General features: G+C 37.0%; 19 protein-coding genes. 15 read left to right on the top strand and 4 right to left on the bottom strand.

Features of this window, described 5'->3' with window-relative positions; genetic code table 11:
* The first annotated feature begins 215 nt into the window (after nt 1-215).
* Entirely contained in the window at nt 216-1,571 is a 1,356-nt protein-coding gene (locus DEU39_RS03405) for a lipase family protein (RefSeq protein WP_120230943.1), read from the top strand.
* 79 nt (nt 1,572-1,650) lie between these two features.
* On the opposite strand, the gene pyrH is transcribed toward DEU39_RS03405, so the two are convergent.
* Nucleotides 1,651-2,358 (bottom strand): UMP kinase, encoded by a 708-nt coding sequence (pyrH, locus tag DEU39_RS03400; RefSeq protein ID WP_062670071.1) that lies wholly within the window; start codon nt 2,356-2,358, stop codon nt 1,651-1,653.
* 168 nt (nt 2,359-2,526) lie between these two features.
* Here pyrH and porQ point away from each other — a divergent pair, with 168 nt between their 5' ends.
* The 5 genes from porQ (at nt 2,527) to DEU39_RS03375 (ending at nt 5,617) form a co-directional block, all read left to right on the top strand.
* Nucleotides 2,527-3,519 (top strand): type IX secretion system protein PorQ, encoded by a 993-nt coding sequence (porQ, locus tag DEU39_RS03395; RefSeq protein ID WP_062670073.1) that lies wholly within the window; start codon nt 2,527-2,529, stop codon nt 3,517-3,519.
* 84 nt (nt 3,520-3,603) lie between these two features.
* Nucleotides 3,604-4,278 (top strand): (d)CMP kinase, encoded by a 675-nt coding sequence (cmk, locus tag DEU39_RS03390; protein ID WP_120230942.1) that lies wholly within the window; start codon nt 3,604-3,606, stop codon nt 4,276-4,278.
* A 95-nt stretch (nt 4,279-4,373) separates the two neighbouring features.
* Nucleotides 4,374-4,724 (top strand): YtxH domain-containing protein, encoded by a 351-nt coding sequence (locus DEU39_RS03385; protein WP_047431084.1) that lies wholly within the window; start codon nt 4,374-4,376, stop codon nt 4,722-4,724.
* Between the two features lie 80 nt (nt 4,725-4,804).
* A complete protein-coding gene (locus DEU39_RS03380; RefSeq protein WP_034694332.1) occupies nt 4,805-5,113 on the top strand; it encodes a phage holin family protein in 309 nt (102 codons plus the stop codon).
* Nucleotides 5,114-5,116: 3 nt separating this feature from the next.
* Nucleotides 5,117-5,617 (top strand): hypothetical protein, encoded by a 501-nt coding sequence (locus DEU39_RS03375; RefSeq protein WP_062670076.1) that lies wholly within the window; start codon nt 5,117-5,119, stop codon nt 5,615-5,617.
* Between the two features lie 80 nt (nt 5,618-5,697).
* On the opposite strand, the gene DEU39_RS03370 is transcribed toward DEU39_RS03375, so the two are convergent.
* The gene (locus DEU39_RS03370) at nt 5,698-6,423 is read right to left on the bottom strand and encodes a TrmH family RNA methyltransferase (RefSeq protein ID WP_120230941.1); all 726 of its coding nucleotides are present in this window, start codon (nt 6,421-6,423) and stop codon (nt 5,698-5,700) included.
* Here DEU39_RS03370 and DEU39_RS03365 point away from each other — a divergent pair.
* Nucleotides 6,409-9,018 carry a BamA/TamA family outer membrane protein gene (locus tag DEU39_RS03365; RefSeq protein WP_062670078.1) on the top strand — a complete coding sequence of 870 codons (2,610 nt, stop codon included), beginning with the start codon at nt 6,409-6,411 and terminating at the stop codon, nt 9,016-9,018. The two genes, DEU39_RS03370 and DEU39_RS03365, sit on opposite strands and share 15 nt — an antisense overlap.
* Here DEU39_RS03365 and DEU39_RS03360 read toward each other — a convergent pair.
* Both DEU39_RS03360 and DEU39_RS03355 read right to left on the bottom strand, forming a co-directional pair.
* Nucleotides 9,015-9,572, bottom strand: coding sequence for a vancomycin high temperature exclusion protein (locus DEU39_RS03360; protein WP_373427997.1), 558 nt, complete (start codon nt 9,570-9,572; stop codon nt 9,015-9,017). The two genes, DEU39_RS03365 and DEU39_RS03360, sit on opposite strands and share 4 nt — an antisense overlap.
* A 56-nt stretch (nt 9,573-9,628) precedes the next feature.
* Complete coding sequence (locus tag DEU39_RS03355) at nt 9,629-10,753, bottom strand: ferredoxin--NADP reductase (RefSeq protein WP_120230940.1); 1,125 nt, start codon at nt 10,751-10,753, stop codon at nt 9,629-9,631.
* Nucleotides 10,754-10,786: 33 nt separating this feature from the next.
* On the opposite strand from DEU39_RS03355, the gene DEU39_RS03350 reads away from it, so the two are divergent.
* The 8 genes from DEU39_RS03350 (at nt 10,787) to DEU39_RS24795 (ending at nt 19,171) form a co-directional block, all read left to right on the top strand.
* Complete coding sequence (locus DEU39_RS03350) at nt 10,787-11,347, top strand: TlpA family protein disulfide reductase (protein ID WP_120230939.1); 561 nt, start codon at nt 10,787-10,789, stop codon at nt 11,345-11,347.
* Nucleotides 11,348-11,370: 23 nt separating this feature from the next.
* Nucleotides 11,371-12,342 (top strand): FecCD family ABC transporter permease, encoded by a 972-nt coding sequence (locus DEU39_RS03345; protein ID WP_183037368.1) that lies wholly within the window; start codon nt 11,371-11,373, stop codon nt 12,340-12,342.
* A 773-nt stretch (nt 12,343-13,115) separates the two neighbouring features.
* Complete coding sequence (locus DEU39_RS03335) at nt 13,116-13,493, top strand: GxxExxY protein (protein ID WP_062670086.1); 378 nt, start codon at nt 13,116-13,118, stop codon at nt 13,491-13,493.
* Between the two features lie 99 nt (nt 13,494-13,592).
* Nucleotides 13,593-14,516 (top strand): ABC transporter ATP-binding protein, encoded by a 924-nt coding sequence (locus DEU39_RS03330; RefSeq protein WP_120230937.1) that lies wholly within the window; start codon nt 13,593-13,595, stop codon nt 14,514-14,516.
* Between the two features lie 165 nt (nt 14,517-14,681).
* On the top strand, nt 14,682-15,134 hold the full coding sequence (locus tag DEU39_RS03325) for a MarR family winged helix-turn-helix transcriptional regulator (RefSeq protein WP_062671553.1): 453 nt from the start codon (nt 14,682-14,684) through the stop codon (nt 15,132-15,134).
* Nucleotides 15,135-15,187: 53 nt separating this feature from the next.
* Nucleotides 15,188-17,581: a 3-hydroxyacyl-CoA dehydrogenase/enoyl-CoA hydratase family protein gene (locus tag DEU39_RS03320; protein WP_120230936.1), complete on the top strand. Its 2,394-nt coding sequence runs from the start codon at nt 15,188-15,190 to the stop codon at nt 17,579-17,581.
* Nucleotides 17,582-17,699: 118 nt separating this feature from the next.
* Complete coding sequence (locus DEU39_RS03315) at nt 17,700-18,881, top strand: acetyl-CoA C-acyltransferase (protein WP_062670092.1); 1,182 nt, start codon at nt 17,700-17,702, stop codon at nt 18,879-18,881.
* Nucleotides 18,882-18,961: 80 nt separating this feature from the next.
* Nucleotides 18,962-19,171 (top strand): four helix bundle protein, encoded by a 210-nt coding sequence (locus tag DEU39_RS24795; protein WP_317126629.1) that lies wholly within the window; start codon nt 18,962-18,964, stop codon nt 19,169-19,171.
* Nucleotides 19,172-19,268 lie beyond the last annotated feature (97 nt).

Genomic DNA, 19,268 nt, shown 5'->3' with positions numbered 1-19,268 from the left:
TCTAAGTGCAAAATTCCGGGTACAAATACCTACCGAATATTTTGGTTATTTCTACTTAGTGTGATATCATTTTTAATAACGTCCTTTACTCTATTCTTTTAAACGAAACGTCGGCAGGTATTTCAAACGGAAAACTTGCCATTACAAACGGAAAGTCTTGGAGAAGACATTTTGCAGAAATGAACAATTATAAACTAATTTAAACCAATCACATCATGACAAATCCATCTTTAGATGCCTATCAACAAGTTTTCGGTATGGCAGGTCTTGCCAACCGTGCCGGAGGCTACAACGGTTTTGGTATCCAACTGCAGCAACAGCTTCAGTATGATTTATCCTATTATTTTAACAATGTTCCTCCGGTTAAAATAATGGATCAGAAAATACCTTCCATAGCTAATCCTTCAGCAGTAGCGGAATTAGGAAACTGGGATCTGGTCTGGGGCCCTGCTCTGATCGAAGAAAAAAATGAAAAGGGAGTTCCTACTGGTGTTGCAGATAATGCATTATATGTCGTTAAGTCTAATGCTGTCGCATTTCCGGGAGGTCCTACATTGCCTACCTACGTTGTGGCTATTGCTGCCACTAATCCTTCCTCTCTTTACGATTGGGAAACAGAAGATTTCTCAGTGGCAGAAGTAGTAAACTGGACCACTTATAATCCTTCCAATTTCGCTCCATCAGCTTATAATGGCACTGATCCTTATATTTCAAAAGGAACTGCTACTGGTATAAGTATCCTTCTCGGGCTTGAAAGTCCTCCATCTGCTGCTTCACCCAATACCACACTTCAACAGTTTCTTGCCAGCTTAAGTCCGGATCCGGATACAGCCATCATATTTTGTGGGCACAGTCTTGCCGGAGCATTATCTCCTACCCTCGCCCTTTACCTGAAAGAGAATAAAGATCTGGATTCTTTTGGGGTAACACTTGTATATCCTACTGCCGGACCAACGCCGGGTGAGGCTGCATTTGCCAACCTGTTCAACAGTAAATTCCCACCATTGCCTCCGGGATGGCAGCAGCAGACAGGTACTTATCAAAGCTGGAATACCATGCACTGGAATGATCTGGACGTTGTTCCTCATGCATGGCCGGTATCGGAACTGGGAAAAATAGCAACTATTTATGGTCAGGCTCCTACCTATATGACGGCAGCCTTATTAAATGCTTTACAAAAGATGGCGATTGCTGATTCTTCAAATTCAGGAGCCAGTTATACAAGAATACAGAACCAATCGCTCCCAGGTCAGCTCCAACACTCAAGCGCCTCCTCGGTGAGCATCAAGACACCTCCTGAGTCTTTGCAAGACTACATGCTTCAGTTATCAGTACAGCATGTGGGAATGTATAATGGTATTCCTGCGGAAGGATCCAATCCACAGGTAGAAGGACTTATTTTATCACAGCCATTACCAAAACCCGATGTGAAGCTGGTACCGGGAGTAACTGCTGTCACGGAATTAGAGATGATTCTAAAAATAATCGATCAGATCATCGGATGGATTTCTTCCCGTTATGTTTTGGTTGAAAAGGAAAACGTCACACAAAATGCTGGTGTGGATAAATAATTCAGATTAGTGTTAAAATGAAAACACCTGTCACAATTACTGTAACAGGTGTTTTTATATTTTTTAGAGCTTATATTGATTATAAATTAACCAAAGTACCTACATTTTCTCCGTCTACGATTTTTTCTAAATTTCCATCTTTGTTCATATCGAATACAATGATTGGCAATTTATTCTCGTGGCTCAAAGTAAAAGCAGTCATATCCATTACTTTAAGGTTTTTCTCAAATACTTCATCAAAAGATAATGAATTGTATTTTACAGCATTTGCATTCTTTTCAGGATCGCTGTCATAGATTCCGTCTACTCTTGTTCCTTTTAAGATTACATCAGCCCCGATTTCGATCGCTCTTAAGGTAGCCGCTGTATCTGTGGTAAAATAAGGATTTCCTGTTCCAGCTCCGAAGATCACTACTCTTCCTTTCTCAAGGTGTCTTACTGCTCTTCTTTTGATGAAAGGTTCAGCTACTTTATCCATTTCGATAGCCGACTGAAGTCTTGTTTTGATTCCTGCATCTTCTAATGCGCCCTGTAAAGCCATACCATTGATAACAGTAGCAAGCATTCCCATATAATCTCCCTGCACTCTGTCCATACCTTTTGCAGCTCCTGCTACCCCACGGAAGATATTTCCTCCTCCAATCACGATCGCTACTTCACAGCCTTTTTCAACTACCTTTTTGATCTCAGATGCATATTCCTGCAGTCTTTCGTTGTCAATACCGTATTGTCTGTTTCCCATTAAGGCCTCACCGCTCAGTTTCAGAAGGATTCTTTTATATTTCATCTTTTATTTTTAAGTAACTTTTTATTAGTACGGGTTTCCCCGGAATTTGATTTTGCAAATATAATCATTAATGATATTGATAAAAGAAAAATATTTAAATAGAAATAATGTAAGAAATATTTTGAAAAGTACGAAAAAGGATTATTTTTGCATTAATTATAAATTGAGTTGAAGAAAATTATCATTTTTTCATTATTTCTATCAGGAATTGTTTCTTATGCGCAAACGGGAACAAATGTCTATCCGTTCTTAAATGTACCTGTATCTGCAAGACAGGCTGCTTTGGGCGGAGATGCAATTTCGGTAAGAGATTATGATGTTTCCTTTGCTATTGCAAACCCTGCCCTTTTAAATAAAGATTCTGACAAACAGCTTTCTGTAAACGCAACGGCTTACCTTGCCGACTCGAAATACGGAACGATTGCTTATGCCAAAGACTTTGAAAATGGCCACATGGCTACCATCAATGCAAGGTATATGAGCTATGGAAGTATTCCGAGGACAGATGAAAGCGGTTTTGAAAACGGAGAATTTAAAGCTTCAGATGTAGCGATTGGCGCAGGCTATGCCTACCAGTTTGAGGAAGACTGGACGATTGGTGGAGGGCTTAATTTCATTACCTCAAAAATTGACAACTATACTTCTTCCGCCATCTCAGGAACAGCGGGAATTACCTATCATAATAAAAAGAATAAAGAAGTACTATCACTTGTGATGAGAAATTTTGGTTTCCAGCTGAAATCCTTTAACGGAACAAGAGAGAATCTTCCGTTCAGGGTTGATCTGGGATATACCAAAATCATCAAGAATTTTCCTCTTGCCATCACCATTACCGCACATGATCTTCAGAAGTTTGATATTTCTTCAGAAGAAAACCTGGACGGGCAAAAAGTGGGTGCCGGCAGAAAGATCGCAGACCACTTTTCTTTGGGAGCAGAATTGTTTCCGGAAAAGAATTTCAATATCAGACTGGGATATAATGTAAAAAGAGGAAATGAACTGGCTGTTGCAGATCAAAGAAACTTCTCGGGACTTTCTGCTGGATTTGGAGTTAAAGTTTCCAGATTCCGTATTGATTATGCCCACGTGAGATATCACAACTCTTCGAACGTCAATCAGATAGGAATTTCCATGGACCTTTCCAGCCACAGAGGAGAATAATCTTCCTGGCCGGAAATTTCTTAATTATTCTGAAATTTTCTTACTTCTTCTTGATTTTCTAAAAAAAATCTTGAAATTTGCAGTATGAAAAAACCTGTAATTGCTATCGATGGGTACTCGTCTACCGGAAAAAGTTCTATCTCAAAAATCATTGCTGATCAACTGGGACTTATTCATATGGATACAGGAGCACTTTACAGAGGAGTTACCTGGTATGCTTTGCAGCATTGTCTGAACGAAAACGGTGAGATTGATCTGAATACGCTGTTCTCTTCTTTTGACCAGATTAAACTTGAATTTAAAAACAGCGACGGCACGCTTATTCTTTTCCTGAATGACACAGATATCTCTACGGAAATCCGTACCAATATCGTATCTGATAATGTGAGCCTTGTTGCCAAGCAAAAAGAGGTGAGAGATTTCCTCCTGCAGTCACAGCGCACTTTGGCAGAAAAAGGTGGCGTTATTATGGACGGACGTGACATCGGGACAGTAGTTCTGCCAAATGCAGACTATAAATTCTTTCTTACTGCCAGTATTGATGAAAGAACCAACAGAAGGTTTCTGGAACTGAAAGGACTGGGTATAGAAGCAGATAAAGAACAGGTAAAACAAAACCTGATAGAACGTGACAAGATCGATAGTGAGCGTGAAATAGCCCCATTGAAGCAGGCTGACGATGCTATTGTTATTGATAATTCGACACTCACCAAAGAAGAAACCATACAGCTTATTTTATCTCACATCAAAAAGATTTAACAATTTTTAATAGGCTTCAGGCCTCCTTTGGTATACAAATTGTAAGTTTTATTACTGTAAAAACTAATCTATTATTAATTATTAAAAAACTTAAAATGTCTAGAAAAGGAAATAATACAGCAGGTATATTGGCAGGACTTCTTGCAGGTGCTGCGGCAGGTGTAATCTTAGGAATGTTATACGCACCGGAAGAAGGTAAAGAAACCAGAAAAAAAATTAAAACGAAGGCAAATGATCTTAAAGATCAGGCAAAGAACAAATACGGTGAGGTTTCTGAAAAGGTGAAAGACCAGTACAGCAATATTTCTTCTACTTTCAAGGAAACAGCTAACAGCGTAGCACATACAGTGAAAGACGGATATGACAAATACAAAGATCAGATTGTTTCTAAAACTGCAGATTTGGCAAAAGATGTAGAAGCGGAACTGAATGATCTGAAAAAATAAGTAATTTATCTTTTTTAAGTAAATTACAGAAAGGAACTTTTGTGCGAAAGTTCCTTTTTTTGTAACTTTAAAAAAAAACAATGATAGAAACTATTAAAGAATACGCCTCCAAGAGAATAGATCTTCTGAAAATTGAAGCGACTGAAAAGTCGTCACTTTCTGCCGGGCTCATTACTTACTTTGTAGTACTGCTTGTTGCTTTTGCTTTTTTTATTATCCTTTTCAACTTTGGAATCGCTTTCCTTATCGGAAAAGCACTGGATAATTATTCCTATGGATTCTTAATTGTGGCTGCATTTTATGCGCTGGTAATGGCGTTTGTAGTTGCCTTCAAAACTAAAATTGTGAATACTGTTGCAGATCAGGTTATTAAATTTTTAAATCATTAAACTATGGGCAGAAAATACGAGAGCATAGAAGAATTAAGAAGAAAGAAAAAACTGCTTCAGGGTGAAATAAGTGATCTGGAAAATCTTCTTACCTTCAAAAATACAAAAGAAAGCTTAAGTGCATTTACCAATGGTTTAAGTGATCAGTATCTTCAGGAAAAGATTGATGAAGACGGTGATGAAAAAGTAGTTTTAAGAAAAGATGTCATTGCCAAACAGCTTACTTCAGAAGTAAAAGATCTTCTAATCAGCAAAAATACAGCTGTAGGTATTGCGAGCTCTGCTTTCAAAGGAGGAAATCTTACAGACGGGCTTGTAAAACTAGGGGTTACTGCTATCGTAGGGAACTATGCCAAAAAGAATATGAAAAGTTCCAACTGGAAGAAAAAACTGATTGGTGCAGCATTGATTTACCTTGCTCCTATTGCTCTGAAATATGTCAGAAAAAAGATGGAGGTTTATCAGAAAAATAAAAGTGTTTCAAGTATGGAGCAATTGATATAAAAATCAGATATCAGAAACCAGGCGCCGGATATTATTCAGTAATATTTTACAATAATTTTTAACCTCTGGTTTCTGATTTTCTATTTTGAAAATAACTGTCCTAAAATAATCCCGGCAGCCATTGACACATTGAGGCTTTCTGTAGACTGGGATTTTCCAAATCTTGGAATGCTGATGCTTTTTTGTACAAGTTTTTCCGTTTCCGGTCTCATTCCGTTTCCTTCATTTCCTAAAATAAGGTTTAGCTTTTCGGGTTTCTGGAAAGTATAGATATTCTCTCCTTCCATATCTGTTCCGATATTTACATTCTCTGTCTTAGAAAGATATTCCACCAGATCAGTATACACCACATTCACTCTGGTAAAAGATCCCATGGTTGCCTGAATGACTTTCGGATTGTACACATCTACGGTATCTTCACTACAGATGATCTGTTCAATACCAAACCAGTCTGCAAGACGTATAATGGTTCCCAGGTTTCCGGGATCCTGTATTCCATCCAAAACCAATTGTATATTCTTATCTTCCCATTTTTCTTCCTCGGCAAGATAACATACCGCCACGGAATCTTTTGGAGTTTTAAGAAAACTTAGTTTTTTTAATTCATTTTCAGAGATATGGGTAACAGGGATATCACTACGGTCCAATTTTTGTGGATCGGTTGACAATATTTCTTTAACTTTAAAGTTAGAATTAGAAAGTTCACAAATGATTTTATTACCTTCAACCAAAAACAAATTGTATTTTTGTCTGAACTTCTTTTTATCTAAAGATTGTAAAACTTTTATTGTATGAGCTGTAAGCATTATAAGAATTCTCCTCAAAAATATTATAAAATTATCTCATTTGCAACATTTGTTGGTCTCCTTTATGCTTGTAGTACGACAAAAAAAGTTCCTGAGGGCGAATATCTGCTTACCAAGAACAGTTTAGAGTTCGAGGATAAGAAAGTATTTTTCGATGAGGAACTTAAAGATTATATTCAGCAGAAGCCCAATAAAAAGCAGTTTCTTTTCATGCCATTAAGTCTCCTTCTGTACAATATGGCGGATCCGAAATACGACACCATACTTAATGAATATATGACCTATCCCGGTGAGATGAGAAATCAGAAGCTGAGAGATTCTTTATTCCTTAAATATAATATGAAAAGCAGTGTCGGAAAAAGTCTTCTTTTCGACCGTTTACTGCACAACTGGGGAACACCGCCGGTTATTCTTGATCAGACAAGAAGTGAAAAAAGTGCTGAATCTATCAAGAAAAGACTTACCTACAGGGGATATTGGGATGCTGATGTCAATTTTAAACATACACTGGATTCCGCTTCCAAAAAAGCATCGGTTAATTATTCCATCAAACATAATGATCCTACACGTATCAAGGATTACTTCTATAATATTCCGGATCAGGGGATCAAAGGGTATTACAACTATAATCTGAACAGAAGTCTTGTAAGATCCGGACAGATCCTTGACCAGACCGTTCTGGAAAGAGAGGTGACCAGAATTACGGATCTGATGAGAGAGTTTGGTTTCTACAGGTTCAATGCTTCCAATGATGAAGTTTATTTCGTTGCAGATTCCCTTAAAAGCAGAAAACAGGTTCCTTTAACCCTGGAAATTCATAAAGATTCCCTGGATACCCCTTATAAAATAGCCACTTTTGGAAATATTGATGTTGCCATTGTGGATGAACCCGGTGATTATCCTAAAAACACCAAAAAAGATAGCTTAAGGAGAATAAGATTCCATACGATGAATGATAAATATAAACTTTCATCGGTGTGGAGAGCTATTATTCCGGACAGTAAAAAGGTTTTTGACCAAACGAAACTGGACGTAACCAAGAGAAATCTTTTATCGATGAATAACTTTAGCATCGTTAAAGCAAGAGACTCTCTGAGACAAGGCGGAATGACCTCTCCAAACGACAGTATTGTTGATGTTTTATATGTACTGAAACCACTTCCGAAATACGAACTTAAAGTGGGAACAGATATTAACTATTCTCAGGTTTTAAACCTGGGGATCTCTCCTTCTGTGGACCTTACCACCCGAAATGTTTTTAGAGGAGCGGAAAACCTTTCTACCAGTCTTTCAGGAACATTTGGTTCTATCAGAAGTACAAAAGATATCAGTAAAAGAGTTGCAGCCTACGAAATATCGGCTCAGGCATCCCTGAACTTCCCAAGACTGCTGCTTCCTTTTAATTATTATAAATTCATTCCAAAACGATACACGCCTACATCATCTATTTTGCTGGGGGCATCCATACAGAACAACATCGGTTTGGGAAGGTTGATTTTCAATACGGGACTGAACTATCAGGCAAGTGTTAATGATCAGGTGTATCACAAGCTTACTTTATTCAATACTCAGGTCAGTCTGACAAAAAATAAAGATGCGTACTATGACTACTTTGTGAATGACGGAAGGGTAAAAGATGAAGTATTCGGAAATTATTTTATGTTTAACCCGGAAACTGCGCAGACCGGACAAGATTATAAAGATGGAAAACTCAGTGTAGATGAAGTTTCCAAAATGATTATTGAGAACGATGCTTACCGTGGAAGCCTTAATCAGCAGGGAAGAGATCTTTTAACAGCCTTTACCGGAACATTGGTGAACAAAGACAGACAAACTCAGGATGTCCTTATTTCTTCCATGATCTACAATTTTGTCTATAGTGAAATTGGAAAGAAAGAATATCCAAATGCCTTTTATTTTAACGGAAAAGTGGAGCTTGCGGGAAATATATTAAGTATATTCAATAAAAAAGATAACGGCGGAGGTATTGTTACCGGCCCGCAAGGAACTATTTTCGGACTGCCTTACGCACAGTTTGTAAAATTTGATATTGATACAAGAAAATATTTCAAATTTAACGGAAACCAGACATTGGTGCTGCGCCAGTTTATCGGAGTTGGAATACCTTACGGAAACTCTCAGGATATGCCCATCATCAAGTCTTATTTCAACGGAGGTTCCAACGATATCAGAGCCTGGGTAGCCTTTGGAGGATTAGGTCCTGCAGATTCCCAGGTGGATGAAAGAGTTCGTACCTATATGACAGACAATCTAAAACTTACCACTAATATTGAATATCGAATTCCTTTCAATAAAACTTATGAAGGCGCTTTATTTACCGATATCGGAAATACATGGAGTCTTCGTAACTATAACGATGGATATGGAGATGAATTTAAGTTCGGTAAGTTCTGGAAACAGGTGGGTATCGGAAGTGGATTCGGATTAAGATTAAATATTGCTTATGTAACGGCGAGAATTGACCTTGCGTATAAGATCTATGACCCGAATAAACCTGAAGGCGACCGATGGAGATTCAAATTCATCCAGCCTTTCAAACCAACAGTTAATATCGCGTTCGGATATCCTTTCTAATCCGGAGAAACGCCTAAAATAAAATAGACTACAGCAATCACACGGGCGAGGATTTCCCTCGTCTGGTTTCTGTAGAAACTCTCGGGTTTTGTGACATCCTGCGCATCAAATCCCAAAGCATTCATATCATTATTTCTTGCAAAAAACAATGCTCTCAGGTTGTGATATCCCTGAGATACAATGATGACATTCTTCTTCTTATAAACATCCTTACAACGAAGAATACTTTTATAGGTATTAAAACCTTTAGGATCTTCCACAATAATATCTTCAGGCACACCTTCCTGATTGATCAGATAGTTTTTCATTGCTCCCGGTTCGTTATAACCTTTGCTTTTTTCCCCGCTTACTATAATTTTCTTGATTTTCCCATGATGGTAAAGAAGGGCTGTGGCATCCATTCTTTTGGTGAAATAAGGATTGGATTTTCCGGATCTCATTTTTGGAGATGTTCCCAGAACCAAAGCAATTTCACGAGGTGGAATTTTTGAGATTTTGGTATAAGTTCTCCCATTGGTAAGCCCGAAAACCCACACATTACAGAAGCATATCATCAGAACTCCCAATTCCAGTGATATAAACCCAAGGTTAAATATGTTCCTAATAACTCTCAACTAAGATCAAAGTTAAGCTTTATTTTTTTACTTTTCACAATAGACATACAGGCTAAAATATGTCCCTGCTCTTCCTCTTTTTCGGTAAGATACTCATTTTCTAATAGTTCCACTTCCCCTTCATCTAAAGAACATTCACAACTTCCGCAGATTCCGGATTTGCAGGAATAAGGGACAGGAAACTTTTTCATCAGAAGCTGCTGAAGGATTTTATCCTTGTTATCAGGAAGCTGGGTCGTATATTTTTTCCCTAGCATGGTAAATTCGACCTCAATATTTTCAATCAGAGGAAATTCTTTTTCTACAGGATAAATATCATCATTAAATTCTTCAAAAAGTTCAAAATGAATATTCTTTTTCGGAATTCCGTGATGATAACATGCATTGGCCAATGTCTTGATCATTTCTCCTTTTCCGCATATCAATACTTCATCCACGGCATCCCAAATGGTGGATTCTTCATCTGTATCATCCAAATGAAGGATCTGATTGATGATCAAATGTAACTTCTTCTCATCCAGTCTGCCATAGAAAAACTGATCTGCTGTTTTCTCCTGAGAAAAGAAATAAAATATCTGAAGCCTGTCACCATATGTTCTGGCAAGGTTGTCCAACTGTTCGCGATAGACTAAATCTTCTGAACTTTTATTTCCAAAAAATAAAAACAACCGCGTTCTGGGTTCATTGTGAAGAATATTTTTGAAATGACTTAAAATAGGGGTAATTCCAATGCCTGCTGCAAAAGCAACAATAGTTCTGAATTCACTGGGTTTGGATACAATGGTAAATCTCCCGGAAGGTTCACTTACCCAAAGTTCATCACCAGCATTATAATTTTGAAATAACTGCGAAGTAGCTCCTTCAGAGGAATTCACCTTTATCCCCAGACATATTTTCTCTTCATAAGGAGCTGAAGTCATTGAATAATCATTAATAACTTCTTTCCCATGTGATTGAAATCTTATACTGACGAACTGCCCGGCTTCAAACCTGAAATTTTCTTTTAAATTCTCAGGAATATCAAACTCCAGAGAAAAAGTATTTTTGGTCAGCTCTTCCTTTTTCGCTATTTTTAACGGATGAAACTGTATCAGTTTCCCCTTATAGATTTGTTGTTCCATAACTTCAATTCAAAAATAGATAAAAAATAATTTATGAAGAAGATAATTTTATCCACGTTACTTCTTACTGCACTGTACAGCTGTAAAAAAGAAGGTCAGAAAACTGAAGACACAGCTGGCGCAGACCCTGTTTCTGTATCTCAAACTACAGAACTTGAAGGAAGTACAGCTATCCCCCAAGAACTTTCCCCTGACAATGTAAGCCAGCATTTGGCAAAAAATAATGATACTTTATATGTAACCAATTTTTTTGCAACCTGGTGCGGCCCATGTATCAGAGAAATTCCAAGTTTTAAAAGTAAAATGGAGGAATTGAAAGGCAAACCTGTAAAATTCACTTTCGTGAACCTTGATGATAAGGCAGATTGGGCTGGTGCTGTTAAAAATTTTGCTGCAGAAAATAAATTGGGAGGCAGCATTATCCTACTGGATGGACAAAAATTAGATCCAAACTTCTTTCACAACAACTTCAAACAATGGGACGGAGGTTCTATTCCCTTTACTTTCATGAGAAAAGGTGATAAAACCGACGAATATCTGGGAATGATGACGGAAGATGTTTTGAATTCTAAAATCGATTCTTTCCTAAAATAAATAGACTGAACTCTTTCTGAATCATGTCAAAAAGATTTAAAATCCTGTGTTTATTATTCGTGATTGTCATTATTGCAAGCGCAATTATTAATCTGAACACAGGATTTTTAAGTTTAAGCTTCCAGGACTTCTTTCAGGATTCTGCGCACAGCCAGATTGCTGAAATCCGTATCAACCGTGTCCTAGTAATGATGCTGGCTGGGATTTCCATTCCTACTTCTGGTTTCCTGATGCAGGAATATTTTCAAAATCCACTGGCAGGACCTGATATATTGGGGATAACATCAGTCGCCAGTTTATCAGTTGCTTTTTATATTTTCTTTTCCCATACTATTTCCCTTCCTGAATTTTTACAGAATAGTTTTCTCAGCTTATCAGCTATTGGAGGCAGCTTACTGTTGATGTTGGTACTCCTCTCTATGTCCAATAGATTTCAGGACAAATCATATCTTATTATTTTTGGGTTTTTGGTATCTGCTTTTGCCGGAGCTATTGTTTCTCTGCTTCAGTTTTATGCAGAAAATCAAAGTCTTAAAAACTATATTTTATGGTCTTTCGGAGCGAATAATATGGTAACGAGGAATCAGATCTATGTACTTTCCGTTCTGGTTTTAATCGGAATGTTGATCTGCTTCAGAGCGATAAAACCACTTATTGGAAATTCTCTGGGTAATTCCTATGCACAAAGTTTAGGGGTCAATCTGAAACAGCTGAAACTCTTAATCATAGTAGCATCTTCTCTCCTATCTGCTTCTGTTACTGCATTTTTAGGACCTATTCTGTTTATTGGAATCATTGTGCCACACTTTTGCAGACTTGTTTATAATCCATCCAGATTATGGCAGCAATGGATTCTTAATATGTTTCTGGGAATGCTGATTATGTTATTTTTCTCTGTCATTGCCGAAAAAACACAGATTCCTCTGAATGTAATAAGCTCTGTATTCGGGATTCCTGTGATTCTGATGATGCTGTTGAAACAGAATAAAGTGTGATTTTTTTGTTGGATAAACGCAAAGGCGCAAAAAACTTTTAAAAATTTTATATTTTTAAGACGCAAAGATTTTATCTCCGATAAAATTGAGCACCTCATATTCTAAACAAAAAATTTCTCCAATACCTTGCTGAAAATCTTCGATTTTCTCGCGCCTTAAAATATTACATAAAAATATTAGAAACCTTTGCGTCTTCGCGTTTACCCAACAGACTTCCTAATAAACTTAATAGTATAGTTTTGAATGTTGATAAGTATATACTTACATCTATTATACTTATCTAACAATTCATATATTTAAGCTCAACTATGCTAGGAATAGATTCTCGATATGTTTCTGGGAATGCTTATCATGTTATTTTTCTCTGTCATTGCCGAAAAAAGTCAGATTCCTCTGAATGTAATAAGTTCTGTATTCGGGATTCCTGTCATTCTGTTGATGCTGTTGAAGCAGAATAAGAGGTAACTTTTTTGTTGGATAAGCGCAAAGACGCAATAAAAATGAGTTTGACATTGTTTTAAGGCGCAAAGATTTTATCTCCGATAAAATTGAACACCTCATATTCTAACCAAAAAATATCCCCAATACCTTGCTGAAAATCTTTGATTTTCTTGGGCCTTACAATATTACATAAAAATATTGGAAACCATTGCGTCTTCGCGTTTATCCAACATTTCGCAACAATAGGCATACTATGTTCCAAAATCATTAGTAACAGTCTTTGTAATTATTAAGCAACTATTCATATATTTAAGTCCAGCAAAACACCACAAATGACAGAAAATGAATTATCAAAAGTAGTTTTTGAAACAGGTTTAAAGATTCACAGAAAACTTGGAGCAGGATTATTTGAGCATGTGTACGAAGAATGCATGTTCTATGAGTTAACAAAAGCAGGATTTTTAGTAGAAAAGCAAAAGCTACTTCCAATCATTTATGAAGATTTGAAAATAGAGAACGCTTTCAGACTCGATATGATTATTGAAAACAAAGTAATTCTGGAAATAAAAACAGTTGAGTATATATCACCTACTCATAAAGCGCAGCTTTTAACTTACTTAAAAATGACAAACTGTAAATTGGGACTATTACTTAACTTTCAATCTGATGTCTTCAAAAACGGAGTAACAAGAATTGTGAACAACTTATAAGATAAACATGATAAAAATTTGACAAAGTCAAATTCCTTGCGCCTTAAAACATTATTTTTGTAAAAAACTTCGCGTCTTCGCGTAAAACGAACAAAAAACATGCACCTACAGATCAAACAGGCAAATATCGGATACAATACCACATTAATCTCCAATGCCAATGCAGATTTAAGGCTTGGTGATGTATGCCTGTTGATTGGTAATAACGGTGTAGGAAAAACAACATTAATCAAATCTATCCTGCATCAACTCCCTTTACTGAATGGGGAAATTTCTATTAATGGAAAAAATGTAAAAAATCTTTCGGTAAAAGAGATTGCGGAGAATATTGCCATTGTCTTTTCAAAGTCAGTTATTCCACAGCATTATACCGTTGAAGATCTTATTTCTCTGGGAAAGTATATCTACTACCCTTTTTATTTTGAACTTAAAAAAGAGGATCGTGAAGAGGTTGGCCATATTATTGAAGAACTGCAACTTAATCAGTACCGATATACTCTTTTGAAAAACCTATCAGATGGAAATCTTCAGAAAGCGTTTATTGGCCGTGCTATTACCCAAAATTCGCCTATTATCATTCTGGATGAGCCTACTACCCATTTGGATGAAAAAAATAAAATCATCATTCTAAAAACCCTGAGAAAGCTGGCTAAAGAACAGAACAAGCTTATCCTTTTTTCTTCCCATGACTGGCGACTGGCCAAAGAATTCGCAGACAAAATATGGTATGTAAAGGAAAATAATTTGTATTCTGGAATTGTTGAGGACATTTTGATTCAGCATAATGAACTTACGAATGCTTCCTTATTTCAAATCAATGAGACCTTTATTCCGCCGGTGATCTCTGCACCACAATTTCACAAGGAAATGCTGTATTCTCTGCTTCAAAAAAACTTCCAAAAAGACCTGTCTGACCTGAATTTCGAATTTCAGAACCCATTTTGGGTAATTGCTAAGGATTCCTCCACCTATCAATGTGAATCTTTTGAAGAAATCATCATTTTAGTCTCAAACATTCATTAATACTTGATTTTCTTTGATTTATCCACATACTATGCATGCATAGTATTATGCTAATCATACAATTTAATCCATTTATTTACAGTCTATTAACAAAATTTAACGTTAATAAATATTATGCATGCATAATATTTATTAAATTTGGGTAAAACCATTGGCGCAAAAATGATGGATCATAATAAGGAAAAAATAGAAAACGTAGATTTAATTTTAAAGCAGACCTGGCTGGCTGTTTCTAAAATGTACACAGAATTAGCCCAGGAACATGATTCCACAGCGGTACAGGCACTCACACTTTTAAAAATAGATCCTAAAGAAGGAACTCGAAGTACCAATCTTGGACCGAAGATGGCTATTGAACCCACTTCATTAACGAGAATCATCAAACTTCTTGAAGATAACGGATACATCTATAAGGAGAAGACCACCACTGATAAAAGAGAGGTGATCATCAAACTTACAGATAAAGGATTAAACTCCAGAAATATGTCTAAGGAAGTCGTTGTGAATTTCAACAAGAAGGTGATGGAAAAAATTTCTCCGGAAAAACTGGAGGCTTTCAAAGATGTGATGGGTGAAATCATGAAAATAGCCAACGAATTATTAAATAACAGAAAATAAATTATGATGAAGCCTTCGGGTTCATATCATCTTATACAAATAAAAATTTACATATGAAAAGAAGAATCAAACATGTAACGGTTCTTGGTTCAGGAATTATGGGAAGCGGAATCGCTGCTCACTTCGCCAACATCGGCGTTGAAGTATCACTTTTGGATATTGTTCCTTTTGAACTTACTGAAGCTGAACAGAAAAAAGGCTTGACCAAAGATGACAAAGCAGTAAGAAACAGAATTGCTTCCGAAAACTTTGAAAAACTTAAAAAAGCAAGTCCTGCACTTCTTTATTCACCAAAGTTTGCAGACAGAATCAAAATCGGAAATTTCGATGATGATTTGCCGAAAATAAAAAATACCGACTGGATCATTGAAGTAGTCGTTGAAAGACTTGATATCAAGAAGTCTGTGTACGAAAAAATTGAACAGTTCAGAAAACCGGGAACATTAATTTCTTCCAATACATCCGGTATTCCTATTCATCTCCTTACAGAAGGGAGAAGCGAGGATTTCAAGAAGTACTTTGCCGGAACACACTTCTTCAACCCGGTAAGATATCTTCCCCTTTTAGAGATTATCCCAACCAACGATACAGCTCCTGAAATCATCGATTTCTATATGAATTACGGAGCGAAATTCCTGGGTAAGACGACTGTCTTAGCCAAAGATACACCAGCTTTCATCGCCAACAGAATTGGGGTGTTTTCTATGATGGATCTTCTTCACAATGTACAGAAATTAGGACTTACCGTTTCTGATGTTGATAAATTAACAGGTCCCGTAATCGGACGTCCAAAATCTGCTACATTCAGAACAGCTGACGTTGTAGGTCTTGATACTTTGGTAATGGTAGCCAACGGAGTTCGTCAAAGCGGTGCTGAAGCGAATGACTTCAATGATGTATTTGCCCTTCCTCCTTATATCCAGAAGATGATGGATAATAAATGGCTAGGTTCAAAAACAGAACAAGGTTTCTATAAAAAAGTGAAAAATGCAGAAGGAAAATCTGAAATTCACGGATTAAACCTTGATACTTTGGAGTATGAACTTCAAGGAAAATCATCCTTCCCTACTCTGGAATTAACAAAATCTATAGATAAACCGATTGACAGATTTAAAGTATTAATTGGTGGTAAAGATAAAGCTGGTGAATTGTACAGAAAGTCTTTAGGAGCATTATTTGCTTACGTTTCGCATAAAGTACCTGAAATCTCTGACGAGGTCTATAAAATTGACGATGCGATGAGAGCCGGTTTCGGATGGGAAAACGGTCCATTTGAAATCTGGGATGCCGTAGGTGTTCAGAAAGGTATTGAACTGGCAAAAGATGCAGGATACGAAGTTTCTGACTGGGTGAAAAATGTAGAAACTTTCTATAAAGTTAATGACGAGGGTCAAAGCATTTACGTTGATAAAAATTCAGGAGAATACAACAAGATCCCTGGTCAGGATGCATTCATCATCTTAGATAATATCAGAAAAAATAAAACGCTTTGGAGCAATTCAGGGGCTGCTATCCAAGATTTGGGAGACGGAATTATCAACTTTGAGATCCGTTCAAAAATGAACTCTCTTGGAGGTGAAGTTCTTGACGGATTAAACAGAGCGATTGATTTGGCAGAAAAAGAATATGATGGATTGGTTGTAGGAAATCAGGGAGCTAACTTCTCTGTAGGAGCCAACCTTGCGATGATTCTTATGATGGCTATTGAGCAGGATTGGGATGATTTGAATATGGCAATTGCTTACTTCCAGAAATCAATGATGAGAGTACGCTACTCTTCTATTCCTGTAGTAGTTGCTCCTCACGGAATGACCTTAGGTGGAGGATGCGAAATGACCATGCATGCAGACCGAGTGGTTGCAGCGGCAGAAACGTATATAGGACTTGTAGAAACCGGAGTTGGAGTCATTCCTGGTGGTGGTGGTACTAAAGAATTGACTTTAAGAACTTCCAGAGAATTCCACAATGATGATGTTAAAAATAACAGACTTCGTGATGCTTTCATGAACATCGCTATGGGTAAAGTAGCTACTTCTGCTTACGAAGCTTACGATATGGGAATCCTTGAAAAAGGAAAAGACATCGTTTCCGTAAGCAAAAACAGACAGATTGCTGAAGCGAAAAAAGTAGCGAAACTATTAGCAGAGCAAGGCTATACCCAGCCCATCGAACAGAAAGTAAAAGTTTTGGGTAAAGACGCATTAGGAATGTTCTACGTAGGAACTGACCAGATGTTAACCGGAAACTTTATTTCTGCACACGATAAGAAAATTGCTGATAAACTAGCCAACGTGATGGTAGGTGGAAATCTATCAGAGCCAACAGTTGTAACGGAACAGTATCTATTGAACCTTGAAAGGGAAACTTTCCTTCAGCTTTGTGGAGAAAGAAAAACTCTGGAGAGAATCCAGTACATGTTACAGAACGGAAAACCATTAAGAAACTAATACTTTCAAAAATAATTAACAAACACTTTGTCATTCCGAAGGGATCCAAACATTGAATAGATGCTTCCAGCATGACAAACAGTATGGTTAATTTTTATAACAATTAATTAATAAAACAATGTCAAAGACAGCATACATAGTAAAAGGTTTCAGAACTGCCGTTGGAAAAGCTCCAAAAGGAAGTTTAAGATTTACAAGACCTGATGTCATGGCGGCTACCGTTATTGAAAAATTAATGGCTGAGCTACCACAATTAGATAAAAACAGAATTGATGACCTTATCGTAGGAAACGCAATGCCGGAAGCTGAACAAGGGCTTAATGTGGCGCGTCTGATCTCTTTGATGGGGTTAAATACCGATAAAGTTCCGGGAGTAACCGTGAACAGATATTGTGCATCAGGAAGTGAGGCAATTGCTATTGCTTCTGCGAAAATTCAGGCTGGTATGGCAGATTGTATCATCGCGGGTGGTACAGAATCTATGTCATATATTCCTATGGGAGGTTATAAGCCGGTTCCTGAAACGGATATCGCAAAAACAAACCCTGATTATTACTGGGGAATGGGTTACACAGCGGAAGAAGTTGCAAAACAATATAATATTACAAGAGAAGAACAGGATCAGTTTGCTTTTGAATCTCATATGAAGGCTTTAAAAGCTAATCAGGAAGGTAAATTTGCCAACCAGATTGTTCCGATTCCTGTAGAATATAATTTCCTGGACGAAAATCAGAAACTGCAGACTAAAAAGTTTGATTTCTCTGTAGATGAAGGGCCTAGAGCTGATACTTCTTTAGCTGGATTAGCAAAACTAAGACCTGTATTTGCCAACGGAGGAAGCGTAACTGCCGGAAACTCTTCTCAAATGAGTGACGGAGCCGCTTTCGTAATGGTAATGAGTGAGGAAATGGTAAAAGAATTAGGACTGGAGCCTGAGGCAAGATTAGTGGCTTATGCTGCAGCCGGATTAGAACCAAGAATCATGGGAATGGGGCCAATTTATGCTATTCCAAAAGCATTGAAACAGGCTGGTTTAGAATTAAAAGATATCGATTTGATCGAGCTTAACGAAGCTTTCGCCTCTCAATCTGTTGCTATTAAAAAAGAATTAGGTTTAAATCCTGATATCTTAAACGTAAACGGAGGAGCAATCGCCCTTGGACACCCGCTTGGATGTACAGGAACAAAACTGACAGTACAACTTCTTGACGAAATGAGAAGAAGAGGCAACAAGTACGGAATGGTTTCTATGTGTGTAGGAACCGGTCAAGGAGCAGCTTCTATTTTTGAACTTCTTTAATAGACGGATAGATAATAGACTTAAAGACACCAAAAATGAATGAATGATTTTTTAAGAGGCACAATTTTAAAAAGCTTAAAATTTGGCAAATGAGTATGGAATTATCAAGATTAACTTTAGATCTTACAGATACTTTTCCGATTTATGAAAAGTATGGTTTGAAAAATCAAATGGACAGATGTGCAATTTCAATTCCATCAAATATAGCTGAAGGTTCAAGCAGGACAAATCAGTCTTTTAGTCATTTTTTGGATATTTCTTTAGGTTCTTCATTTGAATTGCAAACATAAATATTGTTAGCAAATCATAGAAAATATTTATCTGATGAAAAAACTGAAATCTTTGAAATTAAGATTGAAGAATTTCAAAAAGCAACAATGGTATTTC

Origin of the sequence: Chryseobacterium sp. AG363, from assembly GCF_003610675.1 — a bacterium.
GTDB lineage: Bacteria > Bacteroidota > Bacteroidia > Flavobacteriales > Weeksellaceae > Chryseobacterium > Chryseobacterium cucumeris.
This window is presented reverse-complemented; position numbering and strand designations above follow the sequence as displayed.